Origin of the sequence: Streptomyces sp. RLB3-17, from assembly GCF_007113425.2 — a bacterium.
Lineage (GTDB): Bacteria > Actinomycetota > Actinomycetes > Streptomycetales > Streptomycetaceae > Streptomyces > Streptomyces mirabilis_D.
Window position 1 is genome coordinate 7649495 of sequence record NZ_CP041610.2, and the last position, 23455, is coordinate 7672949.

A 23455-nucleotide genomic window follows, 5' to 3' on the forward strand; every position below is an offset into this window, starting at 1 on the left:
TCTGGGCGGCCATGATGGGGGGCATGGCGGGGCTGGAGGGTATCGAACAGCCGCGGCGGCACGGGAGTGCGACCGCGGCGCGCTGGTCGCCTGCGGTCGAGGACGAGCGGGCACTCAAGGCGCTCGAGTTGTTCGGCAACCCGACGGAGGGCGAGGTCCCGCTGCCGTCCCGCCCCGAGTCCGCCGCCACCGCGCGGCGGCTCACCCAGGTCATCGTCCTGCGGCACTGGGGACTCTCCCCGAAGATGACCGAGGACGCCGTGTTACTGGTGTCCGAACTCGTCGGAAATGCCGTACGGCACACGGGCGCCCGCGTCTTCGGACTCCGGATGCGTCGCCGCCGGGGCTGGATCCGCGTTGAGGTCCGTGACCCCTCCCGCGGTCTTCCCTGTCTGATGCCGGTCCAGGAGATGGACCTGAGCGGCCGCGGTCTCTTTCTCGTCGACAAGCTCTCCGACCGCTGGGGGGTCGACCTCCTGCCCCGCGGCAAGACCACCTGGTTCGAGATGCGCGTCGCCGATCGCTGACCGCTCGTCCCCAGGGTCCGCACCGCGACCCGCGCCCTCATCAATCGGACCAATCGCCCGTTTTCTTGCCATTACACCCTTAAATGGTGCGGGTGATCACGCCCGCTCGTCCCCCTCAGCCGTCCCTCGACAGAAGCCCCGACGGCAGCCTCGACGGAAGCGTCGCGCGCGCGGCGCCGGATCCTCGTACGGTTCCGGATCGGCGTGCGGCGCTGCGCTCGGGTGTCGCGCTCGCCGCCGGGACACTCGCCGCGGGGTGTTCCACGACCGGCGTCGTCGCCCACCCGGTCGCCGTGTCCCGCACGGCCGCCTCCCCCTCCGCGCATCTCTCCGCCAAGCCCGCCGCCGCGCCCGCGCCCCGCCACTTCCCGCAGCAGCCCGCCGAGATCACCCACGGCCCTCGCGACCGTCCCCGGGTCGCCCTCACCTTCCACGGCCAGGGCGACCCCGCCGTCGCCAAGGCACTGCTCGGCGAGGCGGAGAAGGCCGGCGCCCGGGTCACCGTGCTCGCGGTGGGCAGTTGGCTCGACGAGCACCCCGACATCGCCCGCCGCATCCTCGACGGCGGCCACGACCTCGGCAACCACACCCTGCGCCACCTCGCCATCAACGCGATGTCCGAGGCGGACGCGGAGGCCGAGATCCGGGGCTGCGCGGACCGGCTGCGGCGGCTGACCGGGTCCATCGGCACCTGGTTCAGGCCCTCCCGCACCCCGACCGCCTCCGCCCTCGTGGCGGGCGTGGCCCGCCGCGTGGGCTACCCGCACGTCCTCTCCTACGACGTCGACTCGCTCGACTACACCTCGCCGGGCGCCCCCGCCGTCACCCGCCAGGTCATCGGCGGGGTCCGCGAAGGATCCGTGGTGAGCCTGCACTTCGGGTACGCGGACACGGTCGCCGCGCTCCCCGCCGTCCTGGAAGAACTCGGCCGCCGCGGTCTGCGCGCGGTCACCACCACGGAGCTGCTGAGCTGATGCACCGCAACCGGAACCTCACGAAGCGCGCCCTGCTCACGGGCGCGGTACTCGCCGCACTCGCCGTACTTCCGGGCTGCGACGGCGAGTCCAAGAACACCGCGCACGAGGCCGTCGGCACCCAGGCCGCCGTCAAACCGGCCCAGCCCGACGGCCTGCCCGGCATGCCGCCCGTGCTCGACCCGAAGGACGTTTACGCCGCCGACCGGCCGAACAAGCTCTCTCCGGTCGTCAAGGACTTCCCGTCCCGCGTGTACGTCCCCAACACCAACTCCAACACGGTTTCCGTGATCGACCCGAAGACGTACGAGGTCATCGAGACGATCCGGGTCGGCACGCAGCCCCAGCACGTCGTCCCCTCCTGGGACATGAAGACGCTCTGGGTCAACAACGACCGGGGCAACACCCTCACCCCCATCGACCCGAGGACCGGCAAGGCGGGCAAGACCGTCGACGTGCACGACCCGTACAACCTGTACTTCACGCCCGACGGCAAGTACGCGATCGTCATGGCCTCCCTCGACCGCCAGCTGGTCTTCCGCGACGCGCACACCATGGATCGCGTGAAGACCGAGCCGGTCAGCTGCTACGGCGTCAACCACGCCGACTTCTCCCTCGACGGCCGCTACTTCATCGTCTCCTGCGAGTTCAGCGGTGAACTGCTGAAGGTCGACACCGCGCGGATGAAGGTGGTCGCCCAGCAGAAGCTGCCCTTCCGCGGCGCCATGCCGCAGGACGTCAAGATCTCCCCCGACGGCAAGCGGTACTACATCGCCGACATGGTGGCCAACGGCGTGTGGGTCCTCGACGGGGACAAGTTCACGAAGCCGTCCTTCCTCCCGACCGGCAAGGGCTGCCACGGGCTGTACGTCAGCCGTGACTCGCGCGAGATGTACATCTCCAACCGGGGCGAGGGCACCATCTCCGTCTTCGACTTCACCCGGAACAGGCTGACCAAGAAGTGGCGCCTGCCGCACGGCGGCAGCCCCGACATGGGCGGCGTCTCCGCCGACGGCAAGGTCCTGTGGCTGTCGGGCCGCTACAACTCCGAGGTGTACGCCATCGACACCCGCACCGGCGTCCAGCTGGCCCGCATCCCGGTCGGCAGCGGCCCGCACGGCCTGGCCGTCTACCCGCAGCCGGGCCGCTACTCGCTCGGCCACACCGGCATCTTCCGCTGATCCACGCCCGGTCGACCCGAAGGCGGTGACACGCCGCCGTACGGGTGATGATCCCCGGCCCGCCGCCGCAGAACCGAGATCGTGCTCCCCATGATCACAACTCGCCTGCGGCGGCGGGCCGCAGCCGTCGTCGTCTCCCTCTCGGCCGTCTTCGCGACCTCCGCCGCGACGCTCCCCGCGACCCCCGCCGCCCCGCCCACCAAGGCCGTCGCGCCCGCCTGTCCCCAGTTCGACGACCCGGTCAAGGCCGCCGCCGACCACCGCGTGCAGGTCGACCGCATCACCCCCGAGCCGGTCTGGCGCAAGACCTGCGGCACGCTGTACCGCAGCGACAGCCGGGGCCCCGCCACCGTCTTCGAGCAGGGCTTCCACCCCAAGGACGTCATCAACGGGCAGTACGACATCGAGCAGTACGTCCTGGTCAACCAGCCCTCGCCGTACGTGTCGACGACGTACGACCACGACCTGTACAAGACCTGGTACAAGTCGGGCTTCAACTACTACATCGACGCGCCCGGCGGCGTCGACGTCAACAAGACCATCGGTGACACCCACAAGTGGGCCGACCAGGTCGAGGTCGCCTTCCCCGGCGGTATCGCGCGCCAGTACATCATCGGCGTCTGCCCGGTCGACAAGAAGACCAAGACCGAGATCATGAGCGACTGCGAGAGCAACCCGCACTACGAGCCCTGGCACTGACGCCTATCCGGCGATGAGCAGCGCCTCCGAGCCCACGGGACGGTAACCGGCCGCCTGGAACGCCCGCATGCTGCGGGCGTTCCCCGGCGCGACCTGGGCCCACAGCGGCTCCGGGGCGAGCTGCCGGGCCGCCGTCACCAGGGCCCGGCCCAGCCCCCGGTGCCGTACTCCGTCGTCCACCTCGACGGAGACCTCGAGCCGCCCCGCGATCCCTCGCCCCAGCACCAGTACACCGCCCTCCGTCGTCCACGCGCGCACGTCGGCACGGCGCCTACGGGCGTACACGATCCGCGGATGCTCGCCGTCCGTGATCTCCTGCAGCGGGAGCGCCGGCTCGCCCGGCAGGGGAGAGCCCACGAGCATCGCGTCGATCGTCTCGGACGTACGCCCCGTCCGCTCGAGGAAGGCCGCCAGGAACCGCGCGTTCATCGGCGCGGCGAGGGCGTCGCACGGTACGGCGGCCAGCGTGTCGTACACCCACCGCGGATCCTCGTCCGTGAAGACCACCGCGTGCGCGGTGAAGGCGAGCACACCCGCGTCCCGGTGGGACGCCTGCGCCACGACGGTCGTACGACCGTCCGGCGGTGGGAAGACGCCCCGTGCGGCCGCGTCGAGAATGTCCCGAAGAGTCTCCACCACCGCGCTCCTTGAGTCTCCACCCACTGGAAGGCCCAGACTCGCAGACATGATCGACGACGGCACCGGACTTCTCACCATCGGCGAGCTGGCCCGGGCCACCGGACTGACCGTGCGCACCATCCGCTACTGGTCGGACGAGGGCGCCCTGCCCCCGGTGGCCCGCTCCTCGGGCGGCTACCGGCTGTACGACGCCGGGTCCGTGGCCCGCCTCGAACTGATCCGCACCCTGCGCGAACTGGGCCTCGGTCTGGACGCCGTACGCAAGGTGCTGGCCGGCGAGACGACGGTCGCGGAGGTGGCAGCCGCCCATGTGACGGCGCTGGACGCGCAGATCAGCTCGCTGAAGGTGACGAGGGCGGTGCTGTCGTCCGTGGCGCGACGCGGTTCGACCGCGGAGGAGATGACGCTCATGAACAAGCTGGCGCGGCTGTCGGCCGCCGAACGGAAACGGATCATGGAGGAGTTCGTGGAGGAGCTGTTCCACGGGCTCGACTCCGTGGATCCGGCCATCCAGGAGCGGATGCGCTCCACCGCGGTGGACCTGCCTCAGGATCCGACCCCCGAGCAGGTGGACGCCTGGGTGGAGCTGGCGGAGATGGTCCAGGATCCGGAGTTCCGGGCGCAGATGCGCGAGGTGGTCGAGTTCAACGCGGCCGACCGGGACCACGCCGCGGCCGCCGGGCGATCCGTGTGGTTCCCCATGCGCCTGCTCCGGTTGGGGACCGAGGCCCGCGCCCGGGGAATCGCCCCCGAGTCGCCGGAGGCGGCGGCGCTCCTGCGGGAGGTGCTGGGGGACGGCGACCCGGCCGCCGTTCTCGAACGCATGGAGTCGGCGTCCAACGACCGGCTCGCCCGGTACCGGGAGTTGCTGTCCACGGTGAAGGGCGCGGGGACCCCGTCCGCGCACCGTGCGGAGTTCGGCTGGGTGGTCGCCGCACTGAGGGCCGGCGCGGACCGTTAATCTGACCTCCGTCAATACAGCTGTCATGCACTACGAAGGGGCGGATCGGTGGCGGACATCGAGGAAGCACGCAAGCAGTTCGAGCGGATCGATTCGGACGGTGACGGTTTCATCACCGCGGCCGAGTTCAAGAGCGCCCTCGCCCAGGGCGGCGACTGGAACGTCACCGACTCGGTGGCGGAGGCCATCATCGCCACCCGCGACCTCAACGGGGACAAGGTCCTCTCGTTCGACGAGTTCTGGACCCACCTGAACAAGTGACCCGGGCCCTGACCAGGTGACCCGGACACAGGGGCGCCCGCCGACCATCCGGCGGGCGCCCCTTCGTCATGCCGCGCGCGGTGCGCAGGAGCCGTAACCGCACCACGGTCGCCGCAAGCGTGGCCGCCCTCCGGGCATCAGCGGCGCCCGGCCTCCAGCGCCTCCGCGAAGGCCGGCTGCGCCGCGCCGCGGTCCTGATCGAGATGCTGGACCTGGTGGGGATGCGGGGGCACGACCCCAACACGGGCGACGACGTCCACGCGGCGCTGGTGCGGGCCGTCGCGGACGGGGACGCGGACACAGTGGGGAGGGTGCTCCGAGAGGAGCTGGAGGAGGCGCTCGCCCTGTCGCGGCGGCCCGTCACCCGAACGCCGTACGTCCCGGAATAGGCGCGCCTGTACCACGGTTGATGATCACCGTCAGTCCAGTGGCGTCAACCCCGGAAGGGCCTGTCCATCATGAAGATCGGCATCATCGGAGCGGGCAACATCGGCGGCAACCTCACCCGACGGCTCACCGCCCTCGGACACGACGTCTCGGTCGCGAACTCCCGCGGTCCGGGGACCCTCACCGCGCTCGCCGAGGAGACCGGGGCGACCCCCGTCAAGGTCGAGGACGCGGCGCGCGACGCCGAGGTCGTCGTCGTGACGGTTCCCCTGAAGGCGGTCCCGAACCTGCCGCACGGGCTTGTGGACCAGGCCGCCGAGGGTGTCGCCGTCATCGACACCGGCAACTACTACCCCAAACAGCGCGACGGCAGGATCGCCGCGATCGAGGACGAGGGCCTGACCGAGAGCGGCTGGACGGCCCGGCAGATCGGCCACACCGTCGTCAAGGCGTTCAACGGCACGTACGCCCAGGACATCCTGGACCGGCACCGCCCGGCCGGCGCCCCCGACCGCCTGGCGCTGCCGGTGGCCGGTGACGACGAGGCCGCCAAGCGGGTCGTACGTGAGCTCATCGACGAACTCGGCTTCGACACGGTCGACACGGGCGGCCTCGACGACTCCTGGCGCCAGCAGCCCGGCACCCCGGTCTACGGCCTCCAGAAGGGCGTCGACGAGGTGACCAAGGCGCTGGCCCAGGCGCCCCGGGAGCGCTCCGCGGACTTCCGCGCGTAACGTCAGACGATCCGCAGCGGACGGTGCGGCCCGACCGGCAACTCGACCTCGACGGGGTCCCCGGGCCGCACCACACCGCCTTCCCGTACGACGCTCATGACTCCGGACTTGTAGACGACGCCGCCGTCCTCGTCCCTCCCGACGACCTGCTTGAGCAGCCCCTTCTGGAAGTCGTCGATCTGCGCGCAGGGATTGCGCAGCCCGGTGATCTCCACGACCGCCTCGTCCCCGAGACGCAGCAGCGTGCCCACCGGCAGGCCCAGCAGATCGACACCCCGGGTGGTGACGTTCTCCCCGAGCTCCCCGGGAGCGACGGTGAAGCCGCTCTCGCGCAGCTCGTCGAACAGCTCCTCGTGCATGAGGTGCACCTGCCGAAGGTTCACCTGCGACGGGTCCTTCGCCATCCGGAACCGGTGCTTCACGGTGGTTCCCGCGTGCACATCACCCTCCACCCCGAGCCCGGCGAGCAGCGTGATGCTCTCCCGGTTGGGCTTGGTGAAGGAATACGTCCCGTTACTGCTGACCGCCATGACCGCCCCGCCCATCCGCGAGAGCACGCCCCCAACGCAATGGGCAACTTCTGCTTCGAGGTGACGATCGGCTACCGGCGCTTGGAACTCCTCCCTCGCACGGAGGGTAAGGGTCGTCACAATGGGTAGTAGGTTTGTGACATGGTGCGTGGTGATCGTGTCGATAGCGTCGAGTACGCCCGGCGGGTCAACGCCGCCGCGGATCTGGCCGGGGCGGGGGTGCCCGCGGCCGCAGCCGCTCGCACGTTGGCGAGTAGGTACGGGGTGTCGGTGCGTCAGGCACGCCGGTATCTGGAGCAGGCCATGGCTGCTGGCCGAGTCGAAGTCCCCGAGTCGAGCGTGGTGTTCACCGTCAAGCTGCCGGAATCTCTGGCAGGACGGATTCGCAGCCGTGCCCACGAGAGTGACCGGGCGATCTCCGCGGTGGTGGCCCAGGCCCTGGCCGAGTTCCTTGAACGGGGTGCCCCGGAGGGCCGGCCTCGCAGGTGACCGGCCGGCGGGTGGAGGTGGAGGCGGTCTTCGACCGTCATGCGGCGGCGGACTTGTCCGCGGCCTACGCGGTGTTGGTGCCGCAGCGCCAGGCCCGAGTGCGGGCCGGCCCCGATCAGGCAGGAGGAGCCGATGACCAGCGCGGCGATCTACGCCCGGGTGTCGTCCGCCCGGCAGAAGAAAGACCAGACGATCGGCTCGCAGACCGCGGCCCTGCGGGCACACGCCGCCGGACAGCATCTTGAGCTGCCCGAGGAGTGGGTGTTCGAGGACGAGGGGCACTCCGGGGCGACGTTGGTGCGGCCCGCGCTGGAGCGGCTGCGAGATCTTGTCGCCCAGGTCGGCGTTGATGTGGTGCTGTGTTATGCACCCGACCGCCTGGCCCGCAAGTTCGCCTACCAGGCCCTGCTGATCGAGGAGTTCGCCCGCGCCGGCACCCGGGTGGAGTTCGTACGGGGCCCGCGCGGCGACACTCCCGAGGACCAGCTGATGGTCCAGTTCCAGGGCATGTTCGCCGAGTACGAGAAAGCCCAGCTGATGGAGCGCTACCGGCGGGGGAAGACCTACCGGGCCCGCTCGGGGTCCATCAACGTGCTGGGCGGCGCCCCGTTCGGCTACCGATACCTGCGCAAAACCCCTGAATGCGGGGCCACTTACGAGATCGTCGAGTCCGAAGCGGCGCTGGTGGTGGAGCTGTTCCGCCGCTACACCGACGACGGAGCCTCCATCGCGGACCTGACCCGCTGGCTCACCAGCAGCAGCACCCCCACCCGCACCGGGAAGACCCGCTGGGACCGAAGCGTGGTCTGGGGCATGCTCCGCAACCCCGTCTACCAAGGTCAGGCCGCCTTCGGCAAGACCCGGACCGTCCACGAGTCCCCGGGGCTGAACCGCCGCGCGAGGCTGGAGGGCCGCACCACCCCACGCGCTGTCAAGTACGAGGACCGGCCCCGCGAGGAGTGGATCACCATCCCCGTCCCCGCGCTCGTCAGCCCGGCCACCTTCGAACGCGCCGCCCAGCGACTCGCCGACAACAAGCGCTTCGCCTCGCGCAACAGCAAGGTCCCCTCCCTGCTCCAGGGCCTGTCGGCCTGCGTGAACTGCGGATACGGCTACTACCGCACCTCGACCACCACCACCTCAGGCAAGAAGATCTACTACTACCGGTGCCTGGGCTCCGACGACTACCGTTACGAGGGAGGCCGGGTCTGCACCAACAAGCCCGTCCGCGCCGACTACCTCGACACCCTCGTCTGGGACCACATCATCGGCATGATCGCCGACCCGCACCTGATCCGGTCCGAGATCGACAAGCGGCTGGACCGCGCCCGCACCAGCGACCCCGCCACCCGCCAGCGCAGCCGACTCGAACTGGCCCTGGCCAAGGCCACGGCAGCGATCACCCGCATGATCGAAGCGTTCCAGGAACAGCTGGTCACCATCGATGAACTGCGGGCCCGGATGCCCGGCCTGCGGGCCCGGGAGAGCAACCTGCGCGGCCAACTCGACGCGCTGGACGCCCAGCTCGCCGACCGTGATGCCTACCTCAAGCTTGCCGACGACCTCGAAGGCTTCCTCGCCCAGCTCCGCGACAACGCCCAGACAGCCGAGATCCCCGAGCGCCAGCGCGTCCTGCGGCTCCTCGTCAAGGACGTCCTCGTCGGCCCCGAGAAGATCACCATCCGGCACCGCATCCCCGTCCGTGAACATGCCCCCGACGACCGACATCAAGATCGAGACGCTACGGAGGGTGACTCATGCCCGAGTTACCCATTGCGTTGGGGGCGTGAGCTCCCCTCTCTTCGACAACTCCCACCGAGCCGCAGGTCAGAGCCTACGCGTCGACGCGTATGCGTCAGGAGAACCCATGGGTCAGCCGAATCTCTCCGACGACGTTCCAGTCCCGCGCGATCCTGATCGCGTAGTCCTCGTCGAGCACCGGATAGAAGATCGGCTGCTCAGGCAGTCGGGGCGGCGCGGCGGTCGGCCCGTCAGGGTCCCGTCGCCCAGTCCTTCAGCGCGGCCTTGCTGTCGAAGTTCGCGACGTCCCTGTCCAGGGGTTGGTCGGTGAACTGGTGGAATCGCCATGAGGCTTTGATACGGGGCTGGCCCGCGGTCACGTAGTCGGCGATCCACAGTCCGTCTCCGGCGTACGAGGTGGTGTCGACGGTGAGCCAGTAGTCGCGGTTGGTGTAGAGGAGGACCCGGTGGTTCGGCCGAAGCTGCTTCACCATCCGGATGAAACGGTCTTTCTCGGCGTTGCTCGCGTGGGTGCCGTCACCGGTGGCCTCCCAGTCGACGGCGAGCAGGTCCCCGGCCTTCTCGGGGGCCCTGCCGACGAAGTACTCGGCCTGGGCGGTGATGTTGCCGGGCCACAGGAAGTGGTAGAACCCGACCACGCACCCGGCGTCCCGGGCCGTCTTCACCTGTGCCGTGAGTTTCGGATTGACGTACGTGTGGCCCTCCGTCGCCTTGACGAAGACGAACGAGAGACCGTCGGTGGAGAAAGCGGACGACTGGTAGGCGCTGACGTCGATGCCGCGCAGCATGGGCGACTCCTCCGTGCGTGGGGGGATGTACACGTACCGTCCTGCCTGATACGTGCGGGGACCGACTACTTGTCAGATGCCCCTGCTTCCCCCACCACACCCTCGAACACCGGCCCGGACGCGGAACCTTTGCTACCGCCGTCGTTCCGTCACGGCCCGCCCGTCACCGGCTTTCGGCGCTCAGGTGGTGTCGTCCTTCGACGGTACGAGACCGCGGTCGGTCTTGGCCGTGCGGGTACGAGTGGCCTCCACGCTGTGCACCGACAGGGTCCCTGCCGTCGGGTGGAAGCGGTCCAGCAGCGGTCCGGTCATGATCGTGGTCACGACCGCCATCACGACCATGGCGGTGAACATCCGGCTGTCGAGGACGCCGAGCGCGAGTCCGACGTTGAGGATGACGAGTTCCGTGAGGCCGCGGGCGTTGAGCAGCACACCGAGAGCAGCCGCCTCCCGTTGGGTGGCGCCGGTGAGTCGTGCGGCGCTCGCAGCGCCGACGAACTTCCCGAAGCAGGCCACGAGGAGTACGGCCAGGAGTAGGAGCAGTCCCGGTCCGCCGAGTCCGCCGAGGTTCACCGACAGACCGGTGACGATGAAGAACACGGGCAGCAGGAAGAGGCTGATCTGCTCAAGGCGTTCAGGGACCTGAGGAGCCGTGGCGTCGATCCGCGCCCGCGGGACGATCGCGCCGAAGGCGAATGCGCCGAACACCGCGTGCAGGCCGATCGCCTCGGTGGTCCAGGCGCTCAGCAGGAGGCCGACGACCAGTACCGCCTGGGTGAGGGCGCTGCCCGCCCGTCGGCGCTCTGGAGCGAACAACCAGGTCAACGCGGGGCGGACCACGTAGTGCAGACCGACCAACAGCGCAACCGAAGCGACGGCCATGCGGAGCAGCGGTCCGGCACCCGTGCTGTTCGCGAGCGCGACGACCACCGCCAGCACAGTCCAGGCCAGGAAGTCCTGGATGGCGGCGCACGCCAAAGCCATGGCTCCGATGCGGTCCTGCTGCAGGCCCCGCTCGCCGATGATCCGCGCGAGCACCGGAAACGCCGTGATGGACATGGCCGCGCCCAGGAACAGGGCGGGCACCAGCAGGCCGTCCGCCGTCATCGCGGAGCGGTCGAACCAGGGGGCTGTCGCGCAGGCCAGTCCCGCTCCGAGCGCGAAGGGCAGCGCGACCGAACTGAGGGACACCGCCATCACCCGGCGTCCGTGGCCTTTCAGCCGCGAGCTGTCGAAGTGGTAGCCGACACCGAACATGAAGAGAACGAGTCCGAGCTGGGCAAGGACTTGCAGACACGGCCGGACGTCCGCGGGAAACGCGAGGTCGACCAAGTCGCCCGGGAACAGCCCCAGCACGCTGGGGCCGAGCGCAATGCCGGCGACGATCTCGCCGACGACGATGGGCTGCCGTACCCGTCGCGCCAGCCAGGCGAAGACGTAAGCGGTCGCGAGGATCAGGGCCAGTGCGCCCAGCAAGCTTCCTGACGGCGCGTACGCGGCGGCAACAGGGGCATGGGATTCCAATGTTTCGACTTTCCGTACGAAGCCGTTACTGACGGGACGCCGAGGTGGGTGCCGGAGGAAGCGGTGCAGAAAAGGCCGTCGCCGTCGTACGGGTGGCGGGGGTGGACACCGCGGCTCAAGGGGGCGAGGGCGAGAGCGGCCAGGCGGACGCCGCCGTGCGTTCGCCGTTGCCGACGCCGCGCAGGGCGACGCGGTTCAGGTCAAGGTGACCTGCCTACCGCCGACGACACCGGAGCTCTCCTCATTCGGTATTCCTCACTCATCGGCTGCCGAGAGCTTCGCCCGAAGAACCGGCGCGATCCGGGACAGTGCCGCCGCTTCGGTCATCTGGTTGTGTTCGCAGTCGATCTCGATTTCCGTGATCCGGCCCGCGATCAGCGGCTGCCAGGCCATCGCGAAGTCCGGATCGTCCGGATGGCTGCGGGACGCGGTGAAGAACAGCAGGTCGGCGTCGACCGTGCGACTGAACGGCTCGTGCAGCATCGAGGTCTGCCGGCCGTAGACCTCCGACAGCGCGGCCAGGCTGCGTTCGCCGAGACCGGCCAGCGGGTGGTCGACTTCGCGCAGGAACGAGTGCACCCGGGCGAAGTCGAGCTCCCCCTCCGCCGTCGGCGCCAGATCCAGACCGAGGTCCCGCAGGGCCCTGAACAGCACGTCGGTGTCCGGTTGCCGGTACCCGTGCCCGGGAACCGTGGTGTCCAGCATGGCGAGCAGGCGCACCGGTTCGCCATCGGCGCGCAGCAACTCGGCGATGGCGTGGGCCACCGCGCCACCGGACGACCAGCCGAGCAGGTGATAGGGCCCGTGTGGTTGTACCGCGCGGATCTGGGCGACGTAGTCGGCCGCCATGTCGTCGAGGGACTCGGCGAACTCGACCTGCCCGGCCAGACCGCGGGCCTGAAGCGCGTAGATCGGCTGCTCCCGGTCGAGATGCTGTAGCAGGCCCGCGTACACCCAGCCGAGCCCGGTCGCCGGATGCACGCAGAACAGCGGGGGCCGGCCGCCTTCGGCACGCAGCGGCAGCAGGACCTCCAGCGAGGTGGCCGGGCTGTCGGAGTCGAGGCGTTCGGCCAGGCCGGCCACGGTCGGCGCCTCGAACAGGGTGCGCACGGCGAACTCGACGCCGAGCCGGGCCCGTGCCTTCGCGACGAGCCGAGTGGCGAGCAGGGAGTGCCCGCCCAGTTCGAAGAAGCTGTCGTCGATCCCGACCGCCGGCACACCGATCACCTCGGCGAACAGTTCACACAGCGCCCGTTCCCGCGCATCGCGTGGTTCCCTGCTGCTGATGGCCTTCGCGGTCTCGGGTGTCGGCAGCATGCGCCGGTCCAGCTTTCCGCTTGCGTTCAACGGGAGGCGCGGGAGCGACACGACCGCCGACGGGACCAGATGCCCCGGCAGCTCACGGCGGGCGAACTCGATCATCTCGGCAGGCCGGACCTCGTGGCCGTCGGCAGGGACGGCGTACGCGACCAGGGTGGTGTCCCCCCGCCGGTCCCGCCGGGCGAGCACCGCGACCTGGGCCACGGACCCGTGCCGGGCGAGCACGGCCTCGGTCTCGGCGGGTTCGGCCCGGTGACCGCGGATCTTGACCTGGTCGTCGACCCGGCCGATGAACTCCAACTGGCCGTCGAAGCGCCACCGCACCAGGTCACCGGTCCGGTACATGCGTTCCCCCGCATGGCCGAACGGGCAGGCGACGAACCGTTCCGCGGTCATCGCGGGCCGCCCGAAATAGCCCCGGGCAAGACCCGCCCCGGCCAGATACAGCTCCCCGGCGACGCCGGGCGGCACCGGACGGAGGCCGTCGTCCAGCACGTACGTCCGGTAGTTGGTGATCGCCCGGCCGATGGGCGCCACCCCTGCGGCGTTCCCGTCGTCGAACCACGCGGTGGCGTAGACGCAGGCCTCCGTCGGGCCGTAGAGGTTTGCGATCCGCACACCGGGTGCGGCGGCCCGCAGCTCGTGCACCAACCGCGGCGAGACCGCCTCGCCCACCAGGATGAGGGTGCCGATCCGGAGCTCACCGCCCGGGGCGAGGGCCGCCGACATCGCGGACGGCGCCGTGCACACCAGGCTCGCCTCCGGACGGTCCTCCCCGGCGAGAGCGAGCACGTCCCGCACCACCTCGATGCATCCACCGCCCAGCAGCGGCAGGATCATGTCCGACACCGAGACGTCGAAGCTCGCCGAGGTCGAGGCGAGCGCGGCGCCGAACACGTCCTCGGGGAAGGTGTCCCGTGCCCACGCCGCCAGGTTCGCCACCGACCGGTGCGTGACCACCACGCCCTTGGGCCGCCCGGTCGACCCCGAGGTGTAGATCACGTAGGCCGCGTCGTCCGGGTGCAGCGGCGCCAGTCGGTCCGCGTCGCCCAGATCGGTGGGGTCGAGCCGGGCCAGCGCGGCTTCGGTCGCCGGGTCGTCGAGCACGATCCGGGCCTGGTCGTCGGGGAGGACAGCCGCGCCGGCGCTGTCCGTCAGCACCAGCACCGGCCGGGCGTCCTCGATCAGATACCGCACGCGCTCGGCCGGATGACCGGGGTCGATCGGCAGGTAAGCGGCACCGGAGTTCAGCACCGCCCACATCGCGATCGGCAGCCGCTCGTCCCTCGGCAGGGCCAGCGCGACCCGCTGATCCGGGCCGCAGCCGTACGCCACCAGCAGCCGTGCCAACCGGTTCGCGGCGGCCCGCAGCTCGTCGTAGCTCAACCGCGCGCCGGCCGCGCGGACCGCGGTGGCGGTGCCGTCACGGGAGGCCGCGGCGGCGAACAGCCGCGGCAGGGTCGTTGCCGGGACCTCTGCGGTCTCGCCGTTCCACTCCCGCAGGATCCGCGTCCGCTCGGCCGGTTCGAGCAGCTCGACCTGGCTGATCCGCTGCCCCGGATCGGCAGTGATCGCCTCAAGCATCAGCAGCAGGCGGGCGACGATCGCCTCAGCGGTCTCCCGGTCGAACAGGTCAGTGCTGTAGACGAGCGCGCCGCGCGCACCGCCCTCCCGGCCGTCCGCGTGGTACCTGGCTTCCAGGTGGACGGACAGGTCGAACATGGCGGCCTCGACGCCGACCGGAGCGCCCTCGGCGGCGAGGCCGGGCAGCCGCAGCTCGGTGTCCCGGGTGTTCTGGAAGGCGAACATCACCTGGAACAGCGGATGCCGGGCCACCGACCGGTCCGGGTTGAGAGCCTCGACGAGGTACTCGAACGGCAGATCCTGGTGAGCGTAGGCGTTGAGGTTGGCCTCCCGCACCCGGTCGATGACCTCGCGGAACGTCGGTTCGCCGCTGGTGTCGGTGCGTAGCACCAGCGTGTTGACGAAGAACCCGACGAGCTCGTCGAAGGCTTCGTCCGTACGCCCGGCGATGGGCGAGCCGATCGGGATGTCGGTGCCGGCGCCGAGCCGGGTCAGCAGGGACGCGAGCGCCGTCTGGACGACCATGAACGCGGTCGCGTGGCAGTCGACAGCCAGCTTGTTGATCCGGGCGTGCAGCTCCGGGCCGTAGCCGAAGGCGACACTGCCGCCGGCGTAGCTCGGCGTCTTCGGCCGCGCACGATCCGTCGGCAACGGCAGCTCGTCCGGAATCCCGGCCAGCGCGTCACGCCAGTACAGGACCTGCTCGTTGATGAGGCTCGACGGATCGTCCTCGCGGCCCAGCAACTCTCGCTGCCACAACGCGTAGTCCGCGTACTGCACGGGCAGTTCGGTCCACCGGGGCGCTCGGGCCGCGCAGCGGTCCGCGTACGCGGTGCTCAGGTCGCGGGTGAGCGGGACCAGGGACCAGCCGTCGCCGGCGACGTGGTGCACGACCAGCACCAGCACGTGCTCGGTCGGGGACACGGTGAGCACCCGAACGCGCAGCGGCAGGTCCCTCTGGAGGTCGAAGCCCCGTTCGGCGGTCTCCGCGATCGCCGCGGCCAGCTCGTCCCGGCCGACCTCGGTCACCACGAGTTCCACCTGTGCCCGGTCGGGGTCGAGGATGAGCTGGTAGGGAACGCCGTCGACGTCCGGGAAGACCGTGCGCAGCGTCTCGTGCCGCGCGATGACGTCGGCGATCGCGGCGGCCAGCGCCGACCGGTCCAGCGAACCGATCAGCCGCACCGCCATCGGTAGGTTGTAGGCGGCATTCGGGCCTTCCAGCCGGTTCAGGAACCACAGCCGCTGCTGCGCGTGCGACAACGGCACCCGCTCCGGCCGCCGCGTCCGCACGACCGGTTGCCGTCGGGTGTCGCCGGCCCGGTCGAGCACCCGGACGAGCCCGGCCACGGTCGGTGTGCCGAACAGGTCGCGGATCGCCAGATCGACGCCGAACGTGGCCCGTACTCGGGAGATCAGCCGGGTCGCCATCAAGGAGTGGCCGCCGAGGTCGAAGAACCCGTCGTCGATCCCCACTCCGGGCAGACCGAGGACCTCCGCGAAGATCCGGCAGAGCGCGGCCTCGCGCGGATCGCGCGGCCCCCGTCCCGCCTCCCGGCCGGCGAAGTCGGGCGCCGGCAGTGCCCGTCGGTCCAGCTTCCCGTTCGGTGTGACAGGCAGTGCGTCCAGCACCACGAACGCAGCCGGGACCAGATGCTCCGGCAGGGAACGGAGGAGGAACTCGCGCAACGCCGCGGGCTCGGGGCGGTCCGCGGTGTCCTGGTCGGTCTCCGGCTGCCGGGCCGGGACGACATAGGCGAAGAGCCGGGTGTCCCCGGAGTCGTCCGTGCGGGGCACGACCGCGGCCTGCGCGACGCCGTCGTGCCTCGCCAGGGCCGCCTCGATCTCGACGGGCTCGACCCGGAAGCCGCGCACCTTGACCTGGTCGTCGGCGCGGCCGACGAACTCGAGCTGCCCGTCGGCGCGCCAGATCGCCAAGTCGCCGGTTCGGTACATCCGTTCACCGGCTTCGCCGAAGGGGCAGGCCACGAACCGCTCGGCGGTCAGGGCCGGGCGGCGCAGATACCCGCGGGCCAGCTGGGCACCGGCGACATACAGCTCGCCGACCACCCCGGCCGGCGCCGGACGCAGCGCGGCGTCGAGCACGTACAGCGCGGTGTTCCACACCGGACGGCCGATCGGCACGGAGACGGCGCCGGGCTCGTCCCGGTACTCCCAGGCGCTCACGTCGACCGACGCCTCGGTCGGCCCGTACAGGTTGTGCATCGGGACCCCGATCGTCGCGCGGGCCCGCTGAGCCAGCTCGACCGGCAGCGCTTCTCCGCTGCTGATCAGCCGGCGCAGGTCCGGCAGCCGTGCCGCACCCGGCTCCGCGACGAACGCGGCCAGCATCGACGGTACGAAGTGCGCTGTGGTGACCCGCTGTTCGCGGATCAGTTCGGCCAGGTACGCCGGATCCTTGTGCCCGTCGGGCTTGGCCACCAGCAGCGTGGCGCCGGTGATCAGCGGCCAGAAGAACTCCCAGACCGAGACGTCGAACCCGGCGGGGGTTTTCTGCAGCACCCGGTCGGTCTCGTCGAGCCCGTACCGGTCCTGCATCCACAGCAGTCGGTTGACGATGCTCGCGTGGGACACCACCACGCCCTTGGGCCGCCCGGTCGATCCCGAGGTGTAGATCACGTAGGCGGGGTGCTCCGGAACGCATGCGACCTCGTCGCGGCCGAGTACGGGGCCCGCCGGCTCGACGCCGAAGACCGGATGGTCCTCGGTGAGTGTGAGCACCGGTCGGGCGTCGTCGAGCAGGTACTGAATCCGCTCGGCCGGATAGCCGGGGTCGATCGGCAGGTACGCGGCACCGGTTTTCAGCACGGCCAGCAGCGTGACGACCAGGGCTTCGGAGCGCGGCAGCACGACCGCGACGCACTGTTCGGGGCCGGCACCGTGTTCGGCCAGCAGCCGGGCGAGTCGGCCCGCCCGCAGGTCCAGTTGGCTGTAGGTCAGTGAGGCGTCCTCGAACTCCACCGCTGTCCGGTCGGGCGTCCGGGCCGCCTGCGCGGCGAACAGCTCGGGCAGAGTCGTGCGCGGCACCTCGTGCGCCGTGTCGTTCCAGGTCCGTACGACCCGCTCGCGACCGGCCGGATCGAGCAGTTCGGCCGCACCGATCCGCTGCCCTGGATCGGTGGCCATCGCGGAGAGCAGGCGCACCAGGTGGTCGGACAGCTGCTCGACGGCCGCCTCGTCGAACAGGTCGGTCGAGTACTCGACCATGCCGTCCAGGCCTGCCGGGGCACCGTCCTCGTCGAAGGCCTCGCGGAGGTGGATGGCCAGGTCGAACTTGTTCTGCACGATCCGGTCGAGCGCTTCGCCCCGGGCGACCAGGCCGGGGAACGCCGGCTCCGGTGTGGCGCCGTGCAGCGACAGCAGGATCTGGAACAGCGGCAGGCGCCCGTTGGATCGGCTGGGGTTCAGGATCTCGACGAGTCGCTCGAACGGCAGGTCCTGGTTCGCGTAGGCGTTGAGATTGGTCTCGCTGATGCGGCCGAGCAGCTCGTGCCACGTGGGATTTCCGCTGGTGTCGGTCCGCAGCACCAGGGTGTTGAGGAAGACGCCGATGAGCTCGTCGAGGGCTTGGTCGGTGCGTCCGGCGACCGGGGTGCCGATGGGGATGTCGGTGCCGGAGCCGAGCCGGGTGAGCAGGGCGGTGAGCCCGGCCTGGCTGACCATGTACAGGCTGGTGCCGGAGTCGTTGGCCAGGGCCGCGAGGCGACGATGGGTCTCCGCCCCGATCCGGAACGAGAAGGTGGAACCGTGGTACTCGCCGCTCGTGCTTCGAGGCCGGCTGTAGGGCAGCCGCAGGTCCTCGGGCAGGTCGGCCAGCGTCTCGCGCCAGAACGCGATCTGTTCGCTGATCAGGCTGTCCGGCTCGTCCTCGCGGCCGAGAAGCTCCCGCTGCCACAGCGCGTAGTCCGCGTACTGGACTGGCAGTTCCGTCCACCGCGGCCGACGGCCGTCGAGCCGGGCGGCGTACGCATCCGTGAGGTCACGCGTCAGCGGCCCCATCGACCATCCGTCACCCGCGATGTGGTGCAGCACCAGCATCAGCACGTGGTCGTCCGCCGACACCGCGAACAGGTGCGCCCACAGCGGCAGCTCGTCGGCGAGGTCGAAGGCGCGGCCGGCGGCGAGGGCGAGACGCTCGGCCAGTTCGGTCTCCGTGGTCCCGGTGACCCGGAGCTCGACCTGGGCCTGCTCCGGCGGCACGATGCGCTGGTAGGGGGTGCCGTCGACGTCCGGGTAGGTGGTGCGGAGCGATTCGTGCCGGTCCGACAGGTCCTGGATCGCCGCGGTGAGTGCGGCACGGTCGAGGCTGCCCTTCAGCCGCACGGCGATCGGCATGTTGTAGGTGGCGCTCGGGCCCTCCAGCCGGTTCAGGAACCACAGCCGCTGTTGCGCGTGCGAGAGCGGGGTCCGCTCCGGGCGCCGTGCCCGCACCACCGGCCGTCGCCGGGTGCCGCCGACCCGGTCCAGCACCTGGGCGAGCCCGGCCACCGTCGGCGCGGCGAAGAGGTCGCGGATGGACAGGTCCACTCCCAGAGCGGCCCGCACCCGGGAGATCAGCCGGGTCGCCAGCAGCGAATGGCCGCCGAGGTCGAAGAACCCGTCGTCGATCCCCACCCGGGGCAGGCCGAGCACCTCGGCGAGGATCCGGCAGAGGACCTCTTCCCGCTCGTTGCGCGGGCCACGGCTGGAGGCCCGGGCGGAGACGCTGGGCGCCGGCAGGGCGCGCCGGTCCACCTTGCCGTTCGGCGTCAACGGCATCCGGTCCAGCACCACGAACGCCGTCGGTATCAGGTAGTCCGGCAGCACGTTCCGAAGGTGCTCCCGCACCGACTCGACCATCGCCGCCGAGGTCAGGGTGGTGGCCGGGGCGTTGGTGTACGAACGGGAGTCGGGGGTCGGTGACGGGCTTGGGCGGTAGGCGCCGCCCGTCGTCCCTGGCGCGCTGAACACGGCCTCCAGCCCGCCGCCCCGATGGTCGGCGCCCGACCAGGTCAGGTCGGTCCGGTAGCCGCTCTCGGCGCCCAGCCCGGCGAGCAGTTGGGGATCGGGCAGTTCGGGATCGGGTTCCGTCAGCACGGCCAGGGCGGCCGCGAGATCGCCCGCTTCGAGGGCCCGCACGGCGGCGATCTCACCGGCGACCCGGCGGTTGGGTATGCCCGTGACACGCAGGCCGGCCGGCCGGGTGGCCAGCAATGCCCGCAAGGCGTCCACGTCGGTGACGTCCCGGCCCCACACGGCTTCCCGGCCGACAGCCGGTGCCGGGGTCGGCTCCGCGCGCAGCACCACGTCGTAGCGGTGGCCCGTGAGCTCGTTGCGGTCCGTGCCGGGCTTGATCCTCAGGTCGAAGGACGGGGCCACGGTGGCGAAGTAGTCCGGATCGACGAGCAGTTCCGTCTCCCGGGAGACCGCCAGGTCGACGGCCTTGCGCAGCTCGGCGGCGTCACCGTCCGCGGCATCGGCCGAGCGGAGTTCGACGGCGGTCCGCAGGGCGCGGTGCAGCCGCAGGTTGCGTACGTCCCCGACGAACACGGCGCCACCGGGAACGACCAGGTCAAGCGCCCGGGTGAGTACGTCGGTCAGATAGCCGGAGCTGGGGAAGTACTGGACGACGGAGTTCAGAATGATCGTGTCGAAGAACCCGGTGGGCAGGCCGTCGAAGATGTGGGCCGCCTGCGCCCTCAGTTCGACCCGGCCGTCCAGTTCGGGCCTGTCGGCGAGCTGGCCGCGGACCCGGTCGATGACCACCTCGGAGATGTCGGTGCCCCAGTAGGCGTCGCAGTGCGGCGCCAGCGGCGCGAGGATCAGACCGCTGCCGACCCCGATCTCCAGCACCCGTCGGGGGTCGAGCTCCCGCACCCGGTCCACGGTGGCGTCGCGCCACCGCCGCATCTCCTCGACCGGAATGGCCTGGCCGGTGTAGCTGCTGTTCCAGCCGGAGAAGTCCTCGCCCAGTCCGGCGGACAAGCCCGCGTGGTGGGCATCGTAGGTCGCCTGCCAGCTGCCGAGCTGCTGCTGTTCCCCCGCCTGGTCACGGCGGCCGTCGTCCTCGGCCGGGACGAGGTACGCGGTCAACTGCAGGTCGCCCGGGCGGTCCTCGCGCGCCACCACGGCCGCCTGCCGTACCGCGGAATGCCCGGTCAGCACCGCCTCGACCTCGCCCGGTTCGATCCGGAAGCCGCGGATCTTCACCTGCTGGTCGGCGCGCCCGGCGAAGTCGACCTGCCCGTCGGCCCGCCAGCGGGCCAGGTCGCCGGTGCGGTACATGCGCTCCCCGGGCCCGCCGAACGGGCAGGCCACGAACCGCTCCGCGGTCACCCCGGGACGGTGCAGGTAGCCGAGGGCCAGGCCCGCGCCCGCGATGTACAGCTCTCCCACCACGCCCACCGGCACCGGACGCAGGGCCTCGTCCAGCACGTAGACGCGGGTGTTGTCCAGCGGCCTGCCGATCGGGGGGCCGTCGGAGCCGGACAGCGGCTCGCTCACCGTCGCGCAGACGGTCGACTCGGTGGGGCCGTAGGCGTTGAACATCCGGTTGCCCGGAGCCCATCGCGCCACCAGGGGGCCGGGGCACGCTTCACTGGCCACCACCACGGTCGTACCGGACGGCAGGGCGTCGGAAGGCAGTGCCGCCAGCACCGACGGCGGCATGGTGAGGTGCGTGACGCGCATGGCCCGGACGAACGCGGCCAACTGCGGCCCGGGCGTGACCTGCTCGGCGGATCCGATGACCAGCGTGCCCCCGGAGAGCAGCGCCAGGCAGCAGTCCCAGAAGGCCGCGTCGAAACTCGGCGAGGCGAACTGGAGCACCCGGCTGCCCGGCCCCGCGCCGAAGCGTTCCTGCTGGCTGCGGGCCAGGCTGGCCACTCCGGCGTCCGAGACCACGACGCCCTTCGGGGTCCCGGTGGACCCCGAGGTGTAGATCACGTACAGAGGGTTGTCGAGCGACCGGTTCGGTGGCAGGTCGTCCGCGCTCTGCCGGTCGAGTTCGGCGCGGGTGCCCTCCTCGTCGAGCACCAGGCGCGGGATGCCGGCCGGGAGGCGCTCGGCCAGTTCCCGGACGGTCACCGCCAGCGCGGGACGGGAATCGTCGAGCATGAACGCGATGCGTTCGGCCGGGTAGTCGGGATCGACCGGCAGATAGGCCGCCCCGATCTTGGCCACGGCGAGCATCGCGGTGATCAGCTCGGGTGACCTGGGCATCGCCAGCGCCACCAGCTGCCCCGGTCCGGCACCCTGCTCGGTGAGCAGCCGCGCCAGCCGGTTCGCGGCGGTGTTGAGCTCACCGTAGGTCAGCGTGACCGTGTCGGACGCCAGTGCGGGCGCGTCCGGGTGCGCGAGGGCGTTGGACCGGAAGATCTCCGCGAACCCGGCCGCGTCGACCTCGTGCGCGGTCCGGTTCCATGTGTCCAGCACCCGCTGCCGCTCGTCCGGCGCCAGCACGTCCAGAGAGCCGAGCGGCCGGTCGGGGTCGCCGACCATGGCTTCGAACACCTGGACAAGGCGGGCGCCCAGTCGGTCCACGCTCGCCCGGTCGAACAGGTCGGTGGCGAACTCGATGGTGCCGGCCAGGCCGCCGGGCCCGCCCTCCTGGTCGAACTGTTCGCCCATGCTGAACGCCAGGTCGAACTTCGATGTGGCGGTGTACAGCTGCTCGCCCTCCACCACCAGCCCCGGCAGCCGCAGCTGCGGCAGCGTGTTGTTCTGGAACGCGAGCATCACCTGGAACAGGGGGTGCCTGCCCAGGCTCCGGTCCGGCCGGAGGATGTCGACCAGCCGCTCGAACGGGAGGTCCTGGTGCGCGTAGGCAGACAGAGCCGTTTCCCGGGACCGGGCGATGAGCTCGCGGAACGTGGGGTTCCCGGCGGTGTCGACGCGCAGAACGAGGGTGTTGACAAAGAACCCGACGAGTTCGTGGAGCGCCTCGTCGGTACGGCCGGCGATGGCCGAGCCGATCGGGATGTCCGTGCCGGCGCCCAACCGGCTGAGCAGGGCGGCCAGCCCCGCCTGCACCACCATGAACAGGCTCGCGTCCGACCGGACGGCCAGCTCGGACAGTTTCCGGTGCAGCGTCGCGTCGACGTGGAACGGGACGTTGCCGCCCTCGTTGCTCGACGTGGCCGGCCGCTGCCGGTCCACCGGAAGCCGCAGCTCGTCCGGCAGATCGGCCAGCGCCTTGCGCCAGTACTCGATCTGCTCGCTGATCAGGCTCTCCGGGTCGTCCTCTCCGCCGAGCAGCTCCTGCTGCCACAGGGTGTAGTCCGCGTACTGGATCGGCAGGTCCGGCCAGTCCGGCGCCCGCCCGGCACGGCGGGCCTCGTACGCCGCGGTGAGATCACGGGCCAACGGGGCCATCGACCAGCCGTCCGCGGCGATGTGATGGATCACCAGAGCCAGAACGTGTTCACGGTCGGAGACCGCGAACAGCTCGGCCCGTATGGGGATCTCGGATGCCAGGTCGAACGGGCGAGCGGCCAGCTCGGCAATCCGGTCGGTGAAGTCCGCGGACCCGACCTCGGTGACGGGCACGTCGAGCCGGGCGTCGCCCGGCTCGATGAAGCGCTGGTAGGGCACGTCCTCCTGGTCGACGAAGACCGTGCGCAACGGCTCGTGCCGGTCGACCAGGTCCTGGAGCGCCACGGCGAGCGCGGTCCGGTCGAGCGCGCCTGTCAGCCGCAGCACCGCCGGCATGTTGTAGGTGGCGCTGGGACCTTCCAACCGGTTGAGGAACCACAGTCGCTGCTGTGCGTGCGAGAGCGGGATCATCGAATCTCCTCAGTCTGCGCCCGTGGTCGCAGCACGTTCGCGGCTACTTCGTCACCTTCGCCGGCGGCGTGTCCGGCGATCCGGCCCGCAACCGTGGCAAGCACGCCTCGCGCAGGCTCCATCCGGCCCGTGCCCACCGCGCCCGGGATGACGGCGCGGGCGGTTTCCCCGGATTCCCCGCTCGGCTCCCCTCGCCGGATGGCCACGGGGGACGGCATACGTGCACCGTGCGGACAACTGCAGACTCTGTCGCGTCGGCTTGTCGTTGCAAGCTTCGGGACAGCACCGGACGGAACGAGACAACGCGGAGGG

15 protein-coding genes are annotated in these 23455 nt (G+C 70.9%); 10 read left to right on the forward strand and 5 right to left on the reverse strand.

Annotation, left to right across the window (positions count from 1 at the left end; genetic code table 11):
- The first annotated feature begins 23 nt into the window (after nucleotides 1-23).
- The 4 genes from FNV62_RS34690 to FNV62_RS34705 all read left to right on the forward strand — a co-directional run bounded on the left by FNV62_RS34690 (nucleotide 24) and on the right by FNV62_RS34705 (nucleotide 3381).
- Complete coding sequence (locus tag FNV62_RS34690; protein ID WP_054234655.1) at nucleotides 24-527, forward strand: ATP-binding protein; 504 nt, start codon at nucleotides 24-26, stop codon at nucleotides 525-527.
- Nucleotides 528-610: 83 nt separating this feature from the next.
- A complete protein-coding gene (locus tag FNV62_RS34695) occupies nucleotides 611-1501 on the forward strand; it encodes a polysaccharide deacetylase family protein (RefSeq protein ID WP_143628172.1) in 891 nt (296 codons plus the stop codon).
- The gene (locus FNV62_RS34700) at nucleotides 1501-2682 is read left to right on the forward strand and encodes a YncE family protein (protein ID WP_097286300.1); all 1182 of its coding nucleotides are present in this window, start codon (nucleotides 1501-1503) and stop codon (nucleotides 2680-2682) included. The genes FNV62_RS34695 and FNV62_RS34700 overlap by 1 nt, the downstream gene beginning before the upstream one ends.
- 90 nt (nucleotides 2683-2772) lie before the next feature.
- Nucleotides 2773-3381 (forward strand): ADP-ribosyltransferase, encoded by a 609-nt coding sequence (locus FNV62_RS34705; protein WP_097286301.1) that lies wholly within the window; start codon nucleotides 2773-2775, stop codon nucleotides 3379-3381.
- Nucleotides 3382-3384: 3 nt separating this feature from the next.
- On the opposite strand, the gene FNV62_RS34710 is transcribed toward FNV62_RS34705, so the two are convergent.
- The gene (locus FNV62_RS34710; RefSeq protein WP_177324352.1) at nucleotides 3385-4017 is read right to left on the reverse strand and encodes a GNAT family N-acetyltransferase; all 633 of its coding nucleotides are present in this window, start codon (nucleotides 4015-4017) and stop codon (nucleotides 3385-3387) included.
- A gap of 49 nt (nucleotides 4018-4066) precedes the next feature.
- Here FNV62_RS34710 and FNV62_RS34715 point away from each other — a divergent pair, with 49 nt between their 5' ends.
- The 4 genes from FNV62_RS34715 to FNV62_RS34730 all read left to right on the forward strand — a co-directional run bounded on the left by FNV62_RS34715 (nucleotide 4067) and on the right by FNV62_RS34730 (nucleotide 6363).
- Nucleotides 4067-4981, forward strand: a complete 915-nt coding sequence (locus FNV62_RS34715; protein ID WP_143628174.1) for a MerR family transcriptional regulator — start codon at nucleotides 4067-4069, stop codon at nucleotides 4979-4981.
- A 48-nt stretch (nucleotides 4982-5029) separates the two neighbouring features.
- Nucleotides 5030-5242, forward strand: coding sequence for an EF-hand domain-containing protein (locus tag FNV62_RS34720; protein ID WP_054234650.1), 213 nt, complete (start codon nucleotides 5030-5032; stop codon nucleotides 5240-5242).
- Nucleotides 5243-5322: 80 nt separating this feature from the next.
- Nucleotides 5323-5631 (forward strand): hypothetical protein, encoded by a 309-nt coding sequence (locus tag FNV62_RS34725; protein WP_143628176.1) that lies wholly within the window; start codon nucleotides 5323-5325, stop codon nucleotides 5629-5631.
- 60 nt (nucleotides 5632-5691) lie between these two features.
- Nucleotides 5692-6363, forward strand: coding sequence for an NADPH-dependent F420 reductase (locus FNV62_RS34730; RefSeq protein WP_225900893.1), 672 nt, complete (start codon nucleotides 5692-5694; stop codon nucleotides 6361-6363).
- A gap of 2 nt (nucleotides 6364-6365) precedes the next feature.
- Here FNV62_RS34730 and FNV62_RS34735 read toward each other — a convergent pair whose 3' ends face one another.
- Nucleotides 6366-6908, reverse strand: coding sequence for an MOSC domain-containing protein (locus tag FNV62_RS34735; RefSeq protein ID WP_143652214.1), 543 nt, complete (start codon nucleotides 6906-6908; stop codon nucleotides 6366-6368).
- 126 nt (nucleotides 6909-7034) lie between these two features.
- Here FNV62_RS34735 and FNV62_RS34740 point away from each other — a divergent pair, with 126 nt between their 5' ends.
- Together FNV62_RS34740 and FNV62_RS34745 are read left to right on the forward strand one after the other, a co-directional pair.
- Nucleotides 7035-7382: a ribbon-helix-helix protein, CopG family gene (locus FNV62_RS34740; protein WP_101408544.1), complete on the forward strand. Its 348-nt coding sequence runs from the start codon at nucleotides 7035-7037 to the stop codon at nucleotides 7380-7382.
- Nucleotides 7383-7514: 132 nt separating this feature from the next.
- The gene (locus FNV62_RS34745; protein ID WP_143628178.1) at nucleotides 7515-9299 is read left to right on the forward strand and encodes a recombinase family protein; all 1785 of its coding nucleotides are present in this window, start codon (nucleotides 7515-7517) and stop codon (nucleotides 9297-9299) included.
- Between the two features lie 74 nt (nucleotides 9300-9373).
- Here FNV62_RS34745 and FNV62_RS34750 read toward each other — a convergent pair whose 3' ends face one another.
- The 3 genes from FNV62_RS34750 to FNV62_RS34760 all read right to left on the reverse strand — a co-directional run bounded on the left by FNV62_RS34750 (nucleotide 9374) and on the right by FNV62_RS34760 (nucleotide 23143).
- Nucleotides 9374-9931 (reverse strand): glycoside hydrolase family 25 protein, encoded by a 558-nt coding sequence (locus FNV62_RS34750; protein ID WP_143605656.1) that lies wholly within the window; start codon nucleotides 9929-9931, stop codon nucleotides 9374-9376.
- Nucleotides 9932-10111: 180 nt separating this feature from the next.
- Complete coding sequence (locus tag FNV62_RS34755) at nucleotides 10112-11407, reverse strand: cation:proton antiporter (RefSeq protein WP_225900472.1); 1296 nt, start codon at nucleotides 11405-11407, stop codon at nucleotides 10112-10114.
- 303 nt (nucleotides 11408-11710) lie between these two features.
- Nucleotides 11711-23143, reverse strand: a complete 11433-nt coding sequence (locus FNV62_RS34760; RefSeq protein ID WP_143628182.1) for an amino acid adenylation domain-containing protein — start codon at nucleotides 23141-23143, stop codon at nucleotides 11711-11713.
- Between the last annotated feature and the right edge of the window lie 312 nt (nucleotides 23144-23455).